The organism is Dasania sp. GY-MA-18 (assembly GCF_024734385.1).
Lineage (GTDB): Bacteria > Pseudomonadota > Gammaproteobacteria > Pseudomonadales > Dasaniaceae > Dasania > Dasania phycosphaerae.
In genome coordinates this window covers 303,440-319,035 of sequence record NZ_JANHAP010000002.1, presented here as the reverse complement: position 1 = coordinate 319,035, position 15,596 = coordinate 303,440, and the positions used below count along the sequence as shown (strand labels likewise).

The 15,596-nt window shown below is 47.5% G+C and carries 9 protein-coding genes and 3 tRNA genes; 7 read left to right on the top strand and 5 right to left on the bottom strand.

The genetic code is table 11. From position 1 onward, the window contains the following. The first annotated feature begins 2 nt into the window (after positions 1-2). The 6 genes from NO559_RS03850 to NO559_RS03825 all read left to right on the top strand — a co-directional run bounded on the left by NO559_RS03850 (position 3) and on the right by NO559_RS03825 (position 3,599). Positions 3-626, top strand: coding sequence for an alpha-ketoglutarate-dependent dioxygenase AlkB (locus NO559_RS03850; RefSeq protein WP_258330470.1), 624 nt, complete (start codon positions 3-5; stop codon positions 624-626). Then, positions 626-2,455, top strand: coding sequence for an excinuclease ABC subunit UvrC (gene uvrC, locus NO559_RS03845; protein WP_258330469.1), 1,830 nt, complete (start codon positions 626-628; stop codon positions 2,453-2,455). Before NO559_RS03850 ends, uvrC begins: the two co-directional genes overlap by 1 nt. Before the next feature lie 48 nt (positions 2,456-2,503). Then, entirely contained in the window at positions 2,504-3,061 is a 558-nt protein-coding gene (gene pgsA / locus NO559_RS03840) for a CDP-diacylglycerol--glycerol-3-phosphate 3-phosphatidyltransferase (protein WP_258330468.1), read from the top strand. Positions 3,062-3,216: 155 nt separating this feature from the next. After that, positions 3,217-3,292, top strand: a tRNA-Gly gene (locus NO559_RS03835). 70 nt (positions 3,293-3,362) lie between these two features. After that, positions 3,363-3,436 (top strand) — tRNA-Cys (locus NO559_RS03830). Between the two features lie 76 nt (positions 3,437-3,512). After that, positions 3,513-3,599 (top strand) — tRNA-Leu (locus NO559_RS03825). A gap of 255 nt (positions 3,600-3,854) precedes the next feature. On the opposite strand, the gene actP is transcribed toward NO559_RS03825, so the two are convergent. From actP to NO559_RS03805, 4 genes are all read right to left on the bottom strand, one after another. After that, complete coding sequence (gene actP, locus NO559_RS03820; protein WP_258330467.1) at positions 3,855-5,525, bottom strand: cation/acetate symporter ActP; 1,671 nt, start codon at positions 5,523-5,525, stop codon at positions 3,855-3,857. Further along, a complete protein-coding gene (locus NO559_RS03815) occupies positions 5,515-5,847 on the bottom strand; it encodes a DUF485 domain-containing protein (protein WP_258330466.1) in 333 nt (110 codons plus the stop codon). The genes actP and NO559_RS03815 overlap by 11 nt, the downstream gene beginning before the upstream one ends. Further along, positions 5,847-8,405 (bottom strand): penicillin acylase family protein, encoded by a 2,559-nt coding sequence (locus NO559_RS03810; protein ID WP_258330465.1) that lies wholly within the window; start codon positions 8,403-8,405, stop codon positions 5,847-5,849. Before NO559_RS03810 ends, NO559_RS03815 begins: the two co-directional genes overlap by 1 nt. A 126-nt stretch (positions 8,406-8,531) precedes the next feature. Continuing rightward, positions 8,532-10,808: a TonB-dependent receptor gene (locus tag NO559_RS03805; protein WP_258330464.1), complete on the bottom strand. Its 2,277-nt coding sequence runs from the start codon at positions 10,806-10,808 to the stop codon at positions 8,532-8,534. 867 nt (positions 10,809-11,675) lie between these two features. Between NO559_RS03805 and NO559_RS03800 the strand changes: the two genes are divergently transcribed. Further along, positions 11,676-12,347, top strand: coding sequence for a peroxiredoxin-like family protein (locus NO559_RS03800; RefSeq protein WP_258330463.1), 672 nt, complete (start codon positions 11,676-11,678; stop codon positions 12,345-12,347). A gap of 105 nt (positions 12,348-12,452) precedes the next feature. Here the strand turns inward: NO559_RS03800 and NO559_RS03795 are convergent, their stop codons facing one another. After that, the gene (locus tag NO559_RS03795; protein ID WP_258330462.1) at positions 12,453-15,581 is read right to left on the bottom strand and encodes an efflux RND transporter permease subunit; all 3,129 of its coding nucleotides are present in this window, start codon (positions 15,579-15,581) and stop codon (positions 12,453-12,455) included. Positions 15,582-15,596: the final 15 nt, after the last annotated feature.

Genomic DNA, 15,596 nt, shown 5'->3' with positions numbered 1-15,596 from the left:
CCATGGCCAGCCAACAAGACTTTTTATTTGCAGCCGAGGAAAGTTATCCATTAGCCATGGATAATGCCGATGTGCGCTACTACCCGCAGTTTATTGCCGACTCAAAAGCCTGGCTGCCCGCTTTGCAGCAGCAAATTCAATGGCGGCAAGATAGCATCAAGGTTTACGGTAAGCAGCAGCCCATACCTAGGCTAAATGCTTGGTATGGTGATGAGGGCATTCACTACGCCTACTCAGGCTTGCAGCTGCAACACCATAACTGGTGCCCAGTACTGGCAGAGCTAAGAGCTATGCTGGAACAAAAATTAGGCCTGCGTTTTAACAGCGTACTGGCCAATTATTACCGCAATGGCCAAGACAGCGTAGGTTGGCACAGCGATAACGAAAAAGAGCTGGGGCCTGAGCCCATAATTGCCTCGCTGAGTTTTGGTGATACTCGCCGTTTTAGCTTTCGCTCTAACAGCCAGCCTCGCAGTACCAGCCATATTGATTTAGCATCGGGCTCGTTATTATTAATGCAGGGCGGCACCCAGCAGCACTGGCAACACCAGCTCGCTAAAACCCAGCAAGTCAGTGTGCAGGGGCGTATTAATTTAACCTTTAGACGTATAGTGGCCAGCCGTTAATGAGTGAACAAGCCTTTGATGCCGATAATTTTTTAAAAACCTTAACGGCCAAACCCGGCATTTACCAAATGTACGACAGCCAGCATAAAATTTTATATGTGGGCAAGGCCAAGCAGTTAAAAAATCGTGTCTCCTCCTATTTTCGCAACAAGGGTTTATCTATAAAAACCCAGGCGCTGGTGGCGAAAATTGCCTCTATACAGGTCACTGTTACTCACACCGAGGCCGAAGCCTTAATACTTGAACAAAACCTGATTAAAAAACATCGACCGCCTTACAATATTTTAATGCGCGATGATAAGTCCTATCCCTATGTGTATTTATCCAACGATAAATATCCGCAGCTATCCTATCACCGCGGCGTTAAACGTGGTGGCGGCCGTTACTTTGGCCCTTACCCCAGTGCGGGGGCGGTAAAAGAAAGCCTCAATTTATTGCAAAAAGTTTTTAAAGTTCGGCAGTGCGACAACAGCTACTTTAGCAATCGCTCTCGGCCTTGCCTGCAGCACCAAATAAATCGCTGCACCGCGCCCTGCGTTAATAATATATCGGAGCAAGATTACGCCGAGTCGGTTAAACACACGGTTATGTTTTTAGAAGGCCATAACAAAACCCTAATTAAGGAACTGGCCGACGAAATGGAGGCTGCCGCCGCTGAGCTGGAATTTGAACAGGCGGCGTTATTGCGCGATAAAATCCAGCAGTTGCAGCAAGTACAGGCTACCCAAACCATAGATGGCGACAGTGGCGATGTAGACTTGTTCGCCTGCGAGCTAAGTGCTGGTGCCATCTGTATACAGGTATTGTTTATCCGCGGTGGCAGGGTGCTGGGCAGCAAGAGCTACTTTCCCAAATCACACTTAGACGAACAGCCAGGGCAAATACTGGCGGCCTTTTTAGCCCAGTTTTATTTATCACCGGGCTCGGCCCGTGAAGTCCCCGCGCAAATAGTCAGCAGCCATGAGCTGGAAGACCAAGGAGTCATCAACGAGGCGCTAAACCAAGCCAGCCAAAAGCAAATTACTATCAGCCACAAGGTGCGCAGCGCTAGGTCGCAGTGGCTAAAACTGGCCCAGCAAACTGCCAGCCAAAACCTCAGCAGCCATTTGGCAAATAAGCAAAACATACATAGCCGTTTTGCGGCGCTACAAGAAGTACTATCACTGGCCGACCTACCCAAGCGTATGGAGTGCTTTGATATCAGCCATAGCTCCGGTGAGGCCACGGTGGCCTCCTGTGTGGTATTTGATCAAAACGGGCCGTTAAAATCGGACTATCGCCGCTTCAACATAGAGGGTATTACCGGTGGTGATGATTATGCGGCCATGCAGCAGGCGCTTAAGCGCCGCTATGCCCGCATTAAAGCAGGTGATGAGAAAAAGCCTGATATTTTATTTATAGATGGTGGCAAAGGGCAGGTGGGGCAGGCCACTCAGGTGCTAGAGGCTTTGGGTGTCAGCGATTTAATGGTGGTGGGCATAGCCAAAGGCACCACCCGTAAGGCGGGCTTTGAATACCTGTACCGGCCCGATACCGGCGAGGAATTTGTGCTGCCCTCAGATTCATCGGCGCTGCATCTGATCCAGCATATACGCGACGAGTCCCATCGTTTTGCGATAACCGGCCACAAACAACGCCGAGATAAAAAACGCCGTGAGTCCCCTCTACAGGATATAGCGGGCGTAGGCCCCAAACGCCGCCGCGAACTGCTGCGCCATTTTGGCGGCTGGCAGGAGGTCAGTGCCGCCAGCGCGGACGATTTGGCAAAAGTACCGGGAATTAGCCAAAAATTAGCCATAGATATATATACTGCTCTGCATAACAGTTAAACTGCAGCTTCATCCCTATTTAACAGCAAAGACCTAAGCCCTTATTGAATGAACTTACCCAATATTTTAACCCTGTTCAGAATTCTGCTCATCCCTCTCTGTGTATTTGTATTTTATCTACCCTTTGCCTGGAGCTATACCGCCTCGGCATTGATCTTTGCTTTGGCGGGGGTAACCGACTGGCTGGATGGCTATTTAGCTCGCAGGCTCAACCAGAGCACGCCCTTTGGTGCCTTTTTAGACCCTGTGGCCGATAAGTTAATGGTGGTTATCGTATTGACCCTGCTAGTAGAGCGTATGGGGGTTTGGTGGTTTACCTTGCCAGCGATGATCATCATAGGCCGGGAAGTGCTCATTTCGGCACTGCGTGAGTGGATGGCTGAATTGGGCAAGCGCACCAGCGTTGCCGTCTCTAATGTGGGCAAATTTAAAACAGCACTGCAAATGATCTCCATCTTTATTTTGCTGCTGGCTGCCCCCGAGCGCAGTGGGGTATGGATCATATCTGGTGTTATCGTGATGTATATAGCCGCTGCTTTAACCCTGTGGTCTATGTTTGTTTACCTGCGTGCCGCGGCTCCAGAGTTCAAGTTGGATAGTAAATAATCGACCCTGCAGTGGTTTGCTTAATAACTATCCAGAATGAGAATTTTATTCATTATTTTTCAATAAGATACTCATTGTGTTGTTGACAGTTACGCTCGAAACATTAGAATAGGCGCACTTTTCGGGGATGAGCAATTAGCCACTTCGAAGACGTTGCGGGAATAGCTCAGTTGGTAGAGCGCAACCTTGCCAAGGTTGAGGTCGCCGGTTCGAACCCGGTTTCCCGCTCCAATTTTTAGCCAGCTATCGTACTCGATGGTGTGCCTTCGCACTGATAGAGTGCCTTATGGCTGCTAACTAAGGCGCGATAGCAAAATGGTTATGCCGCGGATTGCAAATCCGTTTATCCCGGTTCGATTCCGGGTCGCGCCTCCATCATTTGATGACAGGGTGCTGGCTGAAAGCCTGCATCTAACACGGCTACCACCGTGTATAAATAACCTCTCGATATGCCCGGGTGGTGGAATTGGTAGACACAGGAGACTTAAAATCTCCCGCTCTTACGAGTGTGCCGGTTCAAGTCCGGCCCCGGGCACCACTTTCTGCGATAACCTTCTCGACACTAAGCTCAACTCTTAAGCTAGCAAGCCATTATTAGGGCTTGAAACTGTGAGGTTCTCAGATTCTGATTAAATCAGGAATTGAGCGCCAGCTTTACTCATGGAGCCCGTAGGGCCAAAGCAGCCTTAAGCTGCTTTAATTCAATTCGCCCCCTAGCTCCACTATTCTTCGCGCATGGCCGCAGGCGTCGGCTAGATTGCCCACCTACAGCCTATTACAGCCGCTAGCCCTGCTAACGGTCAATATGCCCCAGCTCAGCCTGCACCAGCATCTCAGCATAGCCTGCACGGTCAGTTTTGCCCCGCGTCGAGTTATCGGTGACCGAGAAAAGCCATATCGCAATAAACGACAGCGGCATGGTAAATAGAGCAGGGTAGTCATAGGGGAACAGCGCCTGCTCAAAGCCCAACACATCTACCCATACTTTGGGGCTCACGCAAATCAGCGTTATAGACGACACAAAGCCTACCAAGGCACCAGCGATGGCGCCACGGGTGGTCATAGGACCCCAGTAGATAGACATAATCAAAATAGGGAAGTTAACGCTGGCTGCTACCACCATAGGCAGGGCGGCAATAATGGCTATGTTTTGATCCTGAAACAATATACCCAAGGCCACTGCCACTAAACCTAATAGCACAGTAACAATACGGGTTAGCCTGATTTCCTTTTGCGGATCGGGCTTGCCCTTATGTAAAACCTCAGCATAGAGATCGTGGGCAATAGCGGCCGCGCCAGCCACGGTAAGGCCAGCCACCACCGCTAAAATAGTTGCGAAGGCAACGGCAGACATAAAGCCCATTAGCAGGCTGCCGCCTAAAGCATTGGCGAGATGTATGGCCGCCATATTATTGCCGCCTATCAAACCACCACTGGCATCCATAAATTGCTGGTTATTGAGCACGTGCACCACAATGCCAAAACCCACCACGACTAATAGCAAGTAAAAATAACCAATAAATAATGAGGCGTAGAGCGCAGAGCGTCGCGATTCATGAGCATTGGGCACGGTAAAAAGGCGCATCAAAATATGTGGCAAACCCAGTATGCCAAACATCATGGTGGCTAATATCGTGGCAACTTGTATGGGGTCATCATATAGCCGCCCCGGTTTTAACAAATCATTGCCCGCGGGGTGGGCCTGCGTGGCCTGCGCTAGCAAAGTGGCAAAATTAAAATCTACTTGATATAGCACCAAAATGGCCATCAGGGTGATACCAAATAGCAGCATCACAGCTTTAACTATTTGCACCCAGGTTGTGGCCAGCATGCCACCAAAGGCTACGTAGGCAATAACCAATAGGCTGACGATCACCACGGCAATTTCGTAGGGCAGGCCAAATAGCAGCTCAATCAGCTTACCGGCCCCAACCATTTGGGCAATAAGATAAAAGATCACCACGGTAACAGAGCCCAGCACAGAAATTATGCGGGTACGCATTTTTTCTAATCGTATAGCTACTACATCGGTAAAGGTGTATTTACCTAAGTTACGCACTCTTTCTGAGAGTAGAAACAGCAACATAGGCCACCCGGCAACGGCACCTAAGCCGAAGATTAAACCGTCAAAACCAAACGCATAAATGAGGCTAGAAACCCCCAGAAAAGAGGCGGCCGACATAAAGTCGCCCGCAATAGCCGTACCATTTTGCAGGCCTGTTATTTTGCCACCGCCGGTGTAAAAATCACTGCTGCTGCTAGTCCGCTTTGAAGCCCAGTAACTAATAAACAAGGTAACCACTACAAATAAGCCGAATAAAGCAATGGCGGTAATATTGAGTGGCTGCCGTTCTACATCGCCTAGGTCTGGCCCTGCGGCCATTACCCCCGACATCATAGCCAGCAACATCAAGGCAGCCATGGCGGCTTTATTGCTGACAGCTTTTAATACGCTATAGCTCATTATTATGCCCCGCGTGCTTTAACTCTTGTCGAATACCTAACTCAATGCTGTTTGCCAGCCTGCAATAAATAAGTTCTAGAACAAAAAATGCCAGCACCAAAAACACAAAATAGGCTAAGGCAAAATTAAGCTGGGAATCGACACTGATTTCGCTCACAAATAAGCCCTCTAGTGGACCATAGCCAAAAGCAAAAACTGCATAGAGCACTATAGTGATTGATGAAAAAATAATGCGGTGCCTGCGTTTTTGCTTTAGGTATTGAACAAAGCCTGGGCTGTTTGCAATATCAGCGGGGATTTTATCACTAAGGCTAGCAATCATTATTTTTTACTCCCAATCATCAGTGTCTCTAGCTGTGGGTTAACTATATCTTTGCGTAAAAAAGGCATTTTCTTTTTACCAAAGCTTGCAAACAACTCTAATTGATCTGAGTGATGCGGGCTGCGCTCGCCCTGAGGTGAGATAAAAGCGCTCTGGCCCGGACCAAATACATCCCAGGCCTCTATGTGTGTACCTTTGGCGATAAAGAGATTGTTTTCTGAACCTCGGTTTTGAATCACCTCAGATTGATACTGAGCATCATCCAGCGCCTGTGGTATGCCACGGTAATTTTTGTTGTGGTATACCATGGCTGCGGGCAGGGCATGCCATAGCGTTATATCTTCGCCCAATTGTTCAGCTAGCTGAGCAACACTTGTAGCAAAGGCTTGCTGTAAAACCTCAGCGCTGGCTACACCATTAAAAAAGTCGTAAATAGGTGCTGTGCCGCTACGCAGCTCATCTAAGTTGCGTATAAGCGCTTTGGTGCCCGGCTGTAGATTAATACTGCCGGTAGACTCAGAAGTGGGGTGACCAGTTGCTGAAAAACGTTTAAAAAATTCCTCACCTACGTCGTCTTTAAGCGTAGCTTGCAGCAGTTGCGATAGCCAGCTTTCAAAAATTAGCGGCGCGGCGCCATCAAATTTGCCATCTTCATTTTTGTCCCACCAATAGCCATCCCAATTCATTAGTGCAGCATAAGCCTGGGACTCCAGCTTTGATAAAGTTTGATTTGCTAATGCCGCTTGTAAATAGGGCAGCAGGTACTCACGGTTAACATCTGCATATGAAGCGCGCTGGTTAATATTCCAGGATTGCTCAGGAGTTAATGCCTCAACGGCAGTGATTTCATCGATTAATATATTCGCTCTATCACCACGACCCCAGGTTAACCACCACATGTCAGGGCTGGCCCAGCCGCGTGCGGGGCGATTATTCCAATTGACTAAGTAGTTAGTTTTGGGGTTTAACACGCTAGGGCTTTCACTGCCGGAGCGTATGCCTTGCCAATCAAGCTCACCAGTGCCGGGTACGGGGAAACGAGTGTCATGTAGTGGGTTGCGGCGAGGGTAGTGGCCACCATGGCGATACAGCAAGTTGCCGTTTTTATCGATAACATAAAAATTGATGTTAGTGGCAATGCGATCCAGCACAGCATTAACTTTGTTTATGTCTTTTACTGTAGCTAATTCAATCCAAGCCAGCAGGGTATCAATTTCTTTGCCATCCCAAGTGCGTGCGCGGGAATATGCAATATTTTGTTCAGGCTTAATTGTTTCAACCATCCCATGCACGCTGCGCCTGACAGTAATAGTACGGGCTTGCTGGCCTTTAATATTGATGGTTTCCTGCCAGGATTCAAATGGCCGGTAATGGCCCTTGTGCATGTATTGCTCTGGGTTTTTGGGGTTAAGCTGCTCTTCAAAAATATCAACCTGATCACCAAAACCTGCAGTAGACCCCCAACCTATGTGATTGTTATGAGCGAATAACAAATTGGGCGAAAACAATAAGGTGTTACCTGTAACATCGAAATCGCCGCCATGCAGTGCTATACCGTATACGTAGGAGGGACTGGTCCAGCCAAACTGCGGGCCGTTAATCAGCGAGCCTTTCGCACCCTTTGAGCGTGGGCCATTAACCGCCCATAAATTACTAGCCGAAGCAAAGCCAGGTGTACCACTGGTCCCCCTACGAGCAAAGGTATCCATAATGGCGCTATTGCTATCGCCATGGGAAATAATAGGCAGGCCGTCTTTGGTTGGCATATAGCTGCTGAGTTTGCTGCCTGCGGCTTGTTCTGATAACTGGGAAAGATAAGCCGGGCGGGGCGGGTTAACAATTGCTTCAGGGCTATTGGTGGTAGCTGTTGGTACGGTAGTAGGGGATTGACTATCGTACAGCCACTTGCTGGCGCTAAATATTTTCCAAGCAGTTTCTTTACCGTGTTGTGATTCTAAGGCCTGTAAAAATTGTAAATTATCCAGCTCGGTATTGCCGTCGGAAAAGCGATGAGCCAGTGGGCCGGTAAACAGCATGGCCACATCGACTATAGTCCAGTCGGTAGGTTCAAAATCGAATTCAATATATTCTATGGGAGTAAGCGTGTCAGGGCTTTTGCGTATATTTTGCAAGTGACGATTAATGCCGTCGGCATAACCTTGCAAAATACGTTTATCACGCGGGCTTAGTTTCGCAATTTGTGCTGGCACAGAGCGGCTGTCGTAACTACTGCGTATAAATTTATCAAATTCAAAATACTGCTCGCCTAAAACTTCCGCTACCGTTCCCAGCGCGCTGCGACGCAGCATATCCATTTGAAATAGGCGGTCTTGCGCAACCGCGTAGCCATAACCAAAAAATACCCCGTAATTATCCTCGGCATAAATATGCGGCACCCCGTATTGATCGCGCACAATTTCAACTTGCGCTTGCTTAACCAGTTGCGTGCTGTTTGTTGCACGCTCTATGCAGCCACTGCTTAATAAACTAGCCGCTAGGGTAGCTGTGACTACAGCACTAAGCCGCCATTGCTGAGTATTGAATATAGCTTTTATCATGCTTACGAACCTTGCTTTTAAATTATTATTAATCTCAATAAAGCCCGACAGGTCGCGGCTTTATAAAAAAACGAGGCTGCCGTTGTCTGGCCGCCTCGAATAATGTCAGCAGTACTGGGTAACTACCTAAAGTGAGTAGTTGACGCTAAGACCGTAAGTTCTAGGCTCACCCCATACGCCAATCACGCCGGGGCCAACGGTGTAAACGTGGGCAATATAAGCTTCATCTTTGAGGTTTTTAACCCACAGCGATACATCCCAGCGCTGATCCGTAGAGGCCCAAGCTATACGCGCATTGAATAGCTCTCTGGCTTCAAGAAAAGCCTCTTCGTCCAGAAAGTCCATGACTTGCTGGTCGGTATAGGAGTAATCAAGGCGGAAGTCAAAGTCGCCTACGTCCGTTGGCAGGGTATAGTCGGCGACAATACTGGATGAATTACGGGGCGCCTGGCGCAAATGAGTGCCTGAAACATCAACACCGTTGATCACTAAATCTTCGGTATCTGTTTCTAAATAAGCATAGTTACCACTGAGCTGGAAGCGATCCGTGGCAAACCAAGTAAGCTCTATCTCGGCCCCCTGAATGGTTGCTGAACCTATATTGGTGGTTAGGAAAGTACCGAAAGGGTCGCTAGGGTTAACACGGCCGAATCGCACCGTTTGTAAATCTTTGTAATCGGTGTAGTACAAGGTAGTGTTCAGGCGCAGGCTCTTATCCAGTAAATCACTCTTGCTACCTAGCTCATAGTTCCACGCAGTCTCTGGATCTACCGGCACATCAGCGGCGGCCTCTACCCCTTGCGAGCCTGCAAAACCACCACTCTTAAAACCTTTGGAGGCGCTGGCAAAGATCATAGTCTCGCTATTAGGGTGATATTCCAGTGAGATTTTCGGTGAAAAGTCAGACCAGTCGTCACTGGGCTCCACAGTAAATACTTCAGCAATAAGCCCTAGGCTGCTACCTGCGCCAGCGCATTCTGGCGTATTGGCAAACTCAGTACCGCTTAGGTCTAAGCCACAGTTAATACTGGTGGCGCGATAATCTTTTTTATCTATGGTGTAACGTGCACCTACGGTGAGGCTCCACTGCTCGTTGAAATCCCAGGTTCCTTGCCCGTAAGCCGCATAGCTATTAGTTTCGTTATCGGTAATGGAGATTTCGTTACCAACAATAGTGCCATCACCCAGCGTTGCTACCCGCAAAGTTCCGGGTACCGCGGTGCTGGGGCTAGTGGTTTGAAACATCTCTCTACGCAGGGTTTGCTCATTTAAATAATAAAGCCCTGCAGTATAGTTAAAATTACCGTCTAGCTTGGAAGTCCAGCGCAGTTCCTGAGAGTAGGTATCAATATCTTCTTCTATATCGTCGATTAACTCATCGAAGGGCAAGCCCAATACCCCCATAGGAGCGCCTATAGACGACATGGCCCAATCGGTTTCTGCGTGACGGAAAGAGGTAATAGTAGTCAACACACCTTGATCAAAATCAATGGTACCTTGCAGGCTAATGCCACTGGCTTCACGGTCGGAGAAGCCATCAAAAGGGGCCACAGTTTGCAAGTCATCAGTGACGCCATTGGCAGCCATAATTGCGCTTAACGGGGCGCGATCAAATACCGGCGTGCGGCCCATGTCTTCGCGCTCGTCAGTCATGTAATCGACTGACAATAACCACTCGGAATTATCTAGGGTTAATAGCAGCTGACCACGGTAGGAGTCTTGATCTTCATCTTTTTGATCTTTGTTTAACAGCACGTTATCGACATAGCCGTCGCGCTCACGGTGCGAGAGCGAGACTTTACCGGCTAGGTTATCGCTTAGCCCGCCACTAACAAGGCCTTGATAGCGCAGTATGCCCTCGTTACCCACGGTTACACCCACCTTGGCACTAAACTCATCAGTTGGTTTGGAAGTAACCACGCTGATGGCCCCACCTATTGCATTGCGGCCAAACAGTGTGCCTTGAGGGCCCCGTAAAACCTCTAGCCGCTGCAAGTCAAACATATCAAAGTTAATTGCCGCGCCACGGCCTATATAAACACCGTCTAGGAATAAGGAAACAGAGTTATCTAAGCCTGCGCCATCGTCCGTAGACGTGATACCGCGCATAGAAGGGCTACCTTGGCCAGGTGAAAACTCTGTATAGGAAAGACCAGGAACTCTAGCGGCAATAGATCCAGCATCAAAAATATCGGACTTGGCTAGCTCTTCGCCACCTATAGCGCTGATCGCAATAGGCACATCTTGCACATTTTCAGCGCGGTGCTGGGCGGTTACTAAAACCTCTTCAAGCTGCGCGGCTTGTAGGCCGGAGCTCAGGCCGGCGATAACACCCACACAGGAAATTTGGCGTATGGCCTGTGCCAAGGTAAGACGTTGTTGTAGCGTTGGGAGTGGATACATATTGTGCTCTCCGGTAATTGTTATTGTAGTGTTGCAATCAATCTGTTTAAGCTTGTGACAAGCATATTATGATTCATTTTATGAAATTACCAGCATTTTTCGTATCACAACAAAATCAGTCTTAATAGTCTTATGGATATGACATATGGATATAGAAATGGAAGCAAAAGGGCAAGCTTGAAGTTACAGAAGCAGCGCCCAGATGGGGCTGAACAGTTTAGTTGAACAGCTGGAATTAACCAGAATTAAGCAGCTAGTGCAGCACCATAGTTAAAGCTGTTAGTAAGATAGTGACTATAACTCATTGATTTATAGCGACAAAAACAACATCAAACGCATAAGTAATATAAGCCATAGCAGCCACAACAACCACCGAATAACAGGCCTTAAATATCGCCAAACATTAGCTTTACGATGCGGACCGTAGACGCTGAAAATCTGCAATGCCAGAATATTAGCGATGTGCAAACAGTGTTAAGGCTTAATTAACTAACGTAATTATTAAATATGTTTTATTTTTTGTATCAAATTTTATAACTATAACAACCCAGCGGGTGACACCACCAAGGCATATGCTGGTGGTTTTAGAAATCGCACTGTTACTATGCAGGTAAATCCCCATTCGTGCGATGCGCCTAGCCCTAAAGCTCAGGACCACCTTGCAGCCTAAAATAAGGCAGCCAGCATAAGCTAGAAAGTTTCTAGCTTGATAAAAACCGATTAATATCAGTATCTTAATCGGTCAACATAAAGCAAAATCTTCATGCTGTATCGCTACTGCCTGGCCATTCAACTTGTGCTTGGTTAACGCAGTAATTGTTGCCATACTCAGCATAGTTTTTTAGAGCTCATATCAAGGAAAGCACCATGAACACATTAAAGTATCTTTGCCTAACATTGCTATTGTGCAGCTTAAATGCCGTGGCTGCTCCCATAAGCTTGCCCACGGAGTTGCCTGAGCTATCAGCAACCAAGCCGAGTAAGTTAGGCACTCACGAAGTTGGCGTAGGGGTAGCCAATGGCAGCAAAATTAAAAATTTCACTATCAAATCGCATCAGGGCAGGCTCACCTCATTTAATGACCTGATCAAGCAGGGCGATATTATGGTGGTGTTTTATCGTGGCGGCTGGTGCCCCTATTGCAATATGCAAATACGGCAATTAACAGAAGCCTGGCCAGAATTTAAACGTCGCGGTATTACCCCGGTACTGATCAGCGCCGACAAACCCGATGCCAGCATGATGGCTCAAAAAACCTATGATATTCCTTTTCCGGTGCTGTCCGACCCTAAGCTTACCGCCCACAAAGCTTTTAATGTGGTCTTCAAATTACCCGATGAGCTGGTCAAAACTTACCAAGATTATGGCATTGTGCTGAAAGACTGGTCGGGCAAAAAACATAATAAATTTGCCGTAGCCTCAGCGTTTATTGTTGATAAAAACGGCGTGGTAAAGTGGGGCCACTCTTCCAATGACTACAAAACCCGCCCCAGTGTGGAGCAACTAATCAAGGCTATAGATCAACTTAAAGCGCGTTGAGAAACCCAGCGCCAGCTATCTTCGGCCCTTTAACCTGAAAAAATCACGCTAATATTTCACTAAAATAATAAGGGCTGCTGTGCATCAGCCCTTATTATTTTGTGTTTACTCGTTAAAGAGCCGTTGCTTAAGGTTTTCCCTAGCCGTTTGGATAATTATATAAAAACAGGGGATGAGTAGGGTGCCGACTAACAAGGCTGCCAGCATGCCCCCAAACACTGTTATACCTAAAAACTTTTGCCCAAACATGCCTGCGCCACTGGCCAAGACCAGCGGTAGTATCCCCAAAATAAACGAAATCGCCGTCATATTAACCGCCCTGAAACGCTGATTAGCGGCACTGGTAGCGGCATCGGTTATGCTCAAGTGTTCTTGCTCTCTTTTACTACGGGCAAATTCTACTATCAAGATGGCATTTTTAGCGGCCATGGCAATTAGCAACACCAAACCGATTTGCGCATACAGATTTAACGGCAAGCCCAATGCCATAAGTAGTCCTATGGCGCCAGCTATAGCCACGGGCACTACCATCATAATGGCTATAGGAGTACTCCAGCTCTCATATTGCGCCACTAAAAACAAAAAGATAAAAACAAAGGCAGCAATAAAGGCATAGGTGGCTGTATTACCGGCTTCTAATTCTTGATAAGACATACCCGTCCATTCAAATTTATAACCTAGCGGTAGCACTGTTTTGGCCAGTTCTTCTAATGCAGCAATACCGTCACCAGAACTATAGCCTGCAGCCGTACTGGCCCTGAGGGTGGCACTGCGATAGAGGTTGTAGCGCTCAGCAATATCTGGCCCTAGCACGGGCCGAGTGGTGACCAGCGTGCTTAGCGGAATCATCTCGCCACTTTGGGCGCGCACAAAAAATTTGTGTATATCACTGAGGTCTGCACGAAAATCTGGTGCGGCCTGCATTTTTACCTGATAGGTTTGACCGAATTTGTTGAAATCATTGATATATTGACCACCTAATTGCGCCTGTAAAGTGCTAAATATTTCCGCCAGCGGCACGCCTAAAGTTTTTGCTTTTACGCGATCTATATCAACAAAATATTGCGGCACGTTAGCTCTAAAAGTGGAGTAAGCCTTGGTTAATACTGGGTGTTGATTAGCCGCCACTATCAGTTGATTTAAAGCTGCTGCTAATTCGTCGTGGCTGCGCCCCAGGCTATCTTCAATAATTAGCTCTAAACCACCAGCAACGCCCATACCTGGCACCGAGGGTGGCGGTATAGCAATCACCTGCGCCTCGGGTAACTCTTTAAAGGCTAGCTCGTTAACGGCTTTAAGGGAGTTAAACACAAGGTTTTCCATGCCTGGCCGCTGCTCCCAGGGTTTTAACACAATAAAAAGCGTACCGGCATTACTTTGTGCCGCGCCGCTTAAGATGGAAAATCCGCTAATGGCTGTCACGCTTTCTATATTGGCTTGCTGCTCAATTAAAGCCGATAATTTGGCCACCGCCTGCTTAGTGCGGCTCAGTGAAGAGGCATCTGGCAGTTGTACGCTTACTAAAAACACGCCTTTATCTTCGTAGGGCACAAAGCCCGTAGCTATGCGCTTAAAGCCAACGCCAAGAGCTGCCAGCAATAAAGCAAAACAGACTAATATCACGCTTAAGCGCCTTATTAACCAAGCCACGCCACGGCCATAGCGGGCAGTAAGGCTATCAAAATAGCGGTTAAATAAGCCAAACCATTTGGCATCTTGGCTGCGTTGTTTTGTTAACAGCACTGCGCATAAAGCGGGGCTTAGGGTAAGCGCGTTTAACGATGAGAACAGCACAGCTATACAGATAGTTACAGCAAATTGCTGGTACATTTCGCCGGTAATACCCGGCAATAAAGCCACCGGTATAAACACCGCCAGCAACACCAAAGTGGTAGAAATAATGGCGCCGCTAACCTGCTGCATAGTTTTAAGGCTGGCTTCTTTGGGGCTTAACTCAGGATGATCGCGCATAAGCCGGTCGGTATTTTCTATAACCAATATGCCATCATCCACCACTATCCCTATAGCGAGAATCAAAGCAAACAGGGTAACGGTATTGATGGACATACCCATAGCTAGCAGCACAGCAAAGGTGGCGATTAATGAAACCGGTATAGCTATGGCAGGTATCAGGGTAGAGCGAAAATTGCCTAAAAAAACATAGGTAATCAGTATTACCAATATCACCGCCTGAAACAGCGAGCTACTGACTTGCTGTATAGAGGCGCTGATATAGCGGGTGGTATCGTAACCTATGTTGTATTGCATACCTTGAGGGAAGCCAGCCGCCAGCTCAGCAATTTTTGCTTTTACTAGGGCGCCGGTTTCTAAGGCATTGGCATCGGGTGACATATACAAACCTATATTCACTGCAGGCCGGCCATTAAATTCACCGTAGGTGCCATAGTCTTGTTGCCCCAACTCAACCTTGGCCACATCTTTTAAATAAACTATAGAACTGGAGCTATTGGCGCGAAGAATAATATTTTCAAATTCATCGACAGTTTGTAAACGCCCCTGGGTGCGTAAACTGTATTCAGTTGCCAAGTTTTGATTAAAGGGTGGGGCACCTATTTTGCCAGCAGCGACTTGCACGTTTTGCTCATTGAGGGCATTAACTATATCACTGCTTGTTATGGCGTAATTAGCCATTTTATTAGGGTCTAACCATAAACGCATAGAGTAGGCGGCCTCACCTAATACACTGGCGCTGGAAATACCCTGTATACGAGACAAGCTGCCAATAATATTGATTTTGATGTAATTGGATAAAAAACTGTAATCCAAACTATTGTCAGGTGATTGTAAGTTAACAATCATTAATAAATCCGGGGATTGCTTAGCAATGTTTAAACCCATGGCACGTACTTCTTGCGGCAACTTGGGCTCGGCTAACTTGACCCGATTTTGTACCCGCACTAAAGACATGTCGGCATCGCTACCTACGGCAAAACTCACACTTAAAGAATAGCTGCCATCGTTACCGCTTTTAGATGACATATACATCATGCCCTCAACACCATTGACTACATCCTCTATAGCCGCGGCCACGGTTTCTTCGACTACCTGCGCCGATGCACCGGGGTAATAGGCTTTTACTTGTATAGTAGGTGGAGCTATAGGCGGGTACTCAGCCACCGGCAATATTTTTATGGCGATCAAACCCGCCAAAGTTAAAATAATAGCGATCACCATGGCAAACTTGGGTCGATGTATAAAAAAGGCACTAAACATATCCTACTCCTAAGC

Coding starts and splice junctions, on each gene's coding strand:
- uvrC (WP_258330469.1), top strand. CDS start 626: ATGAGTGAACAAGCCTTTGATGCCGATAATTTTTTAAAAACCTTAACG.
- pgsA (WP_258330468.1), top strand. CDS start 2,504: ATGAACTTACCCAATATTTTAACCCTGTTCAGAATTCTGCTCATCCCT.
- NO559_RS03810 (WP_258330465.1), bottom strand. CDS start 8,405: ATGATAAAAGCTATATTCAATACTCAGCAATGGCGGCTTAGTGCTGTA.
- NO559_RS03815 (WP_258330466.1), bottom strand. CDS start 5,847: ATGATTGCTAGCCTTAGTGATAAAATCCCCGCTGATATTGCAAACAGC.
- NO559_RS03805 (WP_258330464.1), bottom strand. CDS start 10,808: ATGTATCCACTCCCAACGCTACAACAACGTCTTACCTTGGCACAGGCC.
- NO559_RS03800 (WP_258330463.1), top strand. CDS start 11,676: ATGAACACATTAAAGTATCTTTGCCTAACATTGCTATTGTGCAGCTTA.
- NO559_RS03795 (WP_258330462.1), bottom strand. CDS start 15,581: ATGTTTAGTGCCTTTTTTATACATCGACCCAAGTTTGCCATGGTGATC.
- actP (WP_258330467.1), bottom strand. CDS start 5,525: ATGAGCTATAGCGTATTAAAAGCTGTCAGCAATAAAGCCGCCATGGCT.
- NO559_RS03850 (WP_258330470.1), top strand. CDS start 3: ATGGCCAGCCAACAAGACTTTTTATTTGCAGCCGAGGAAAGTTATCCA.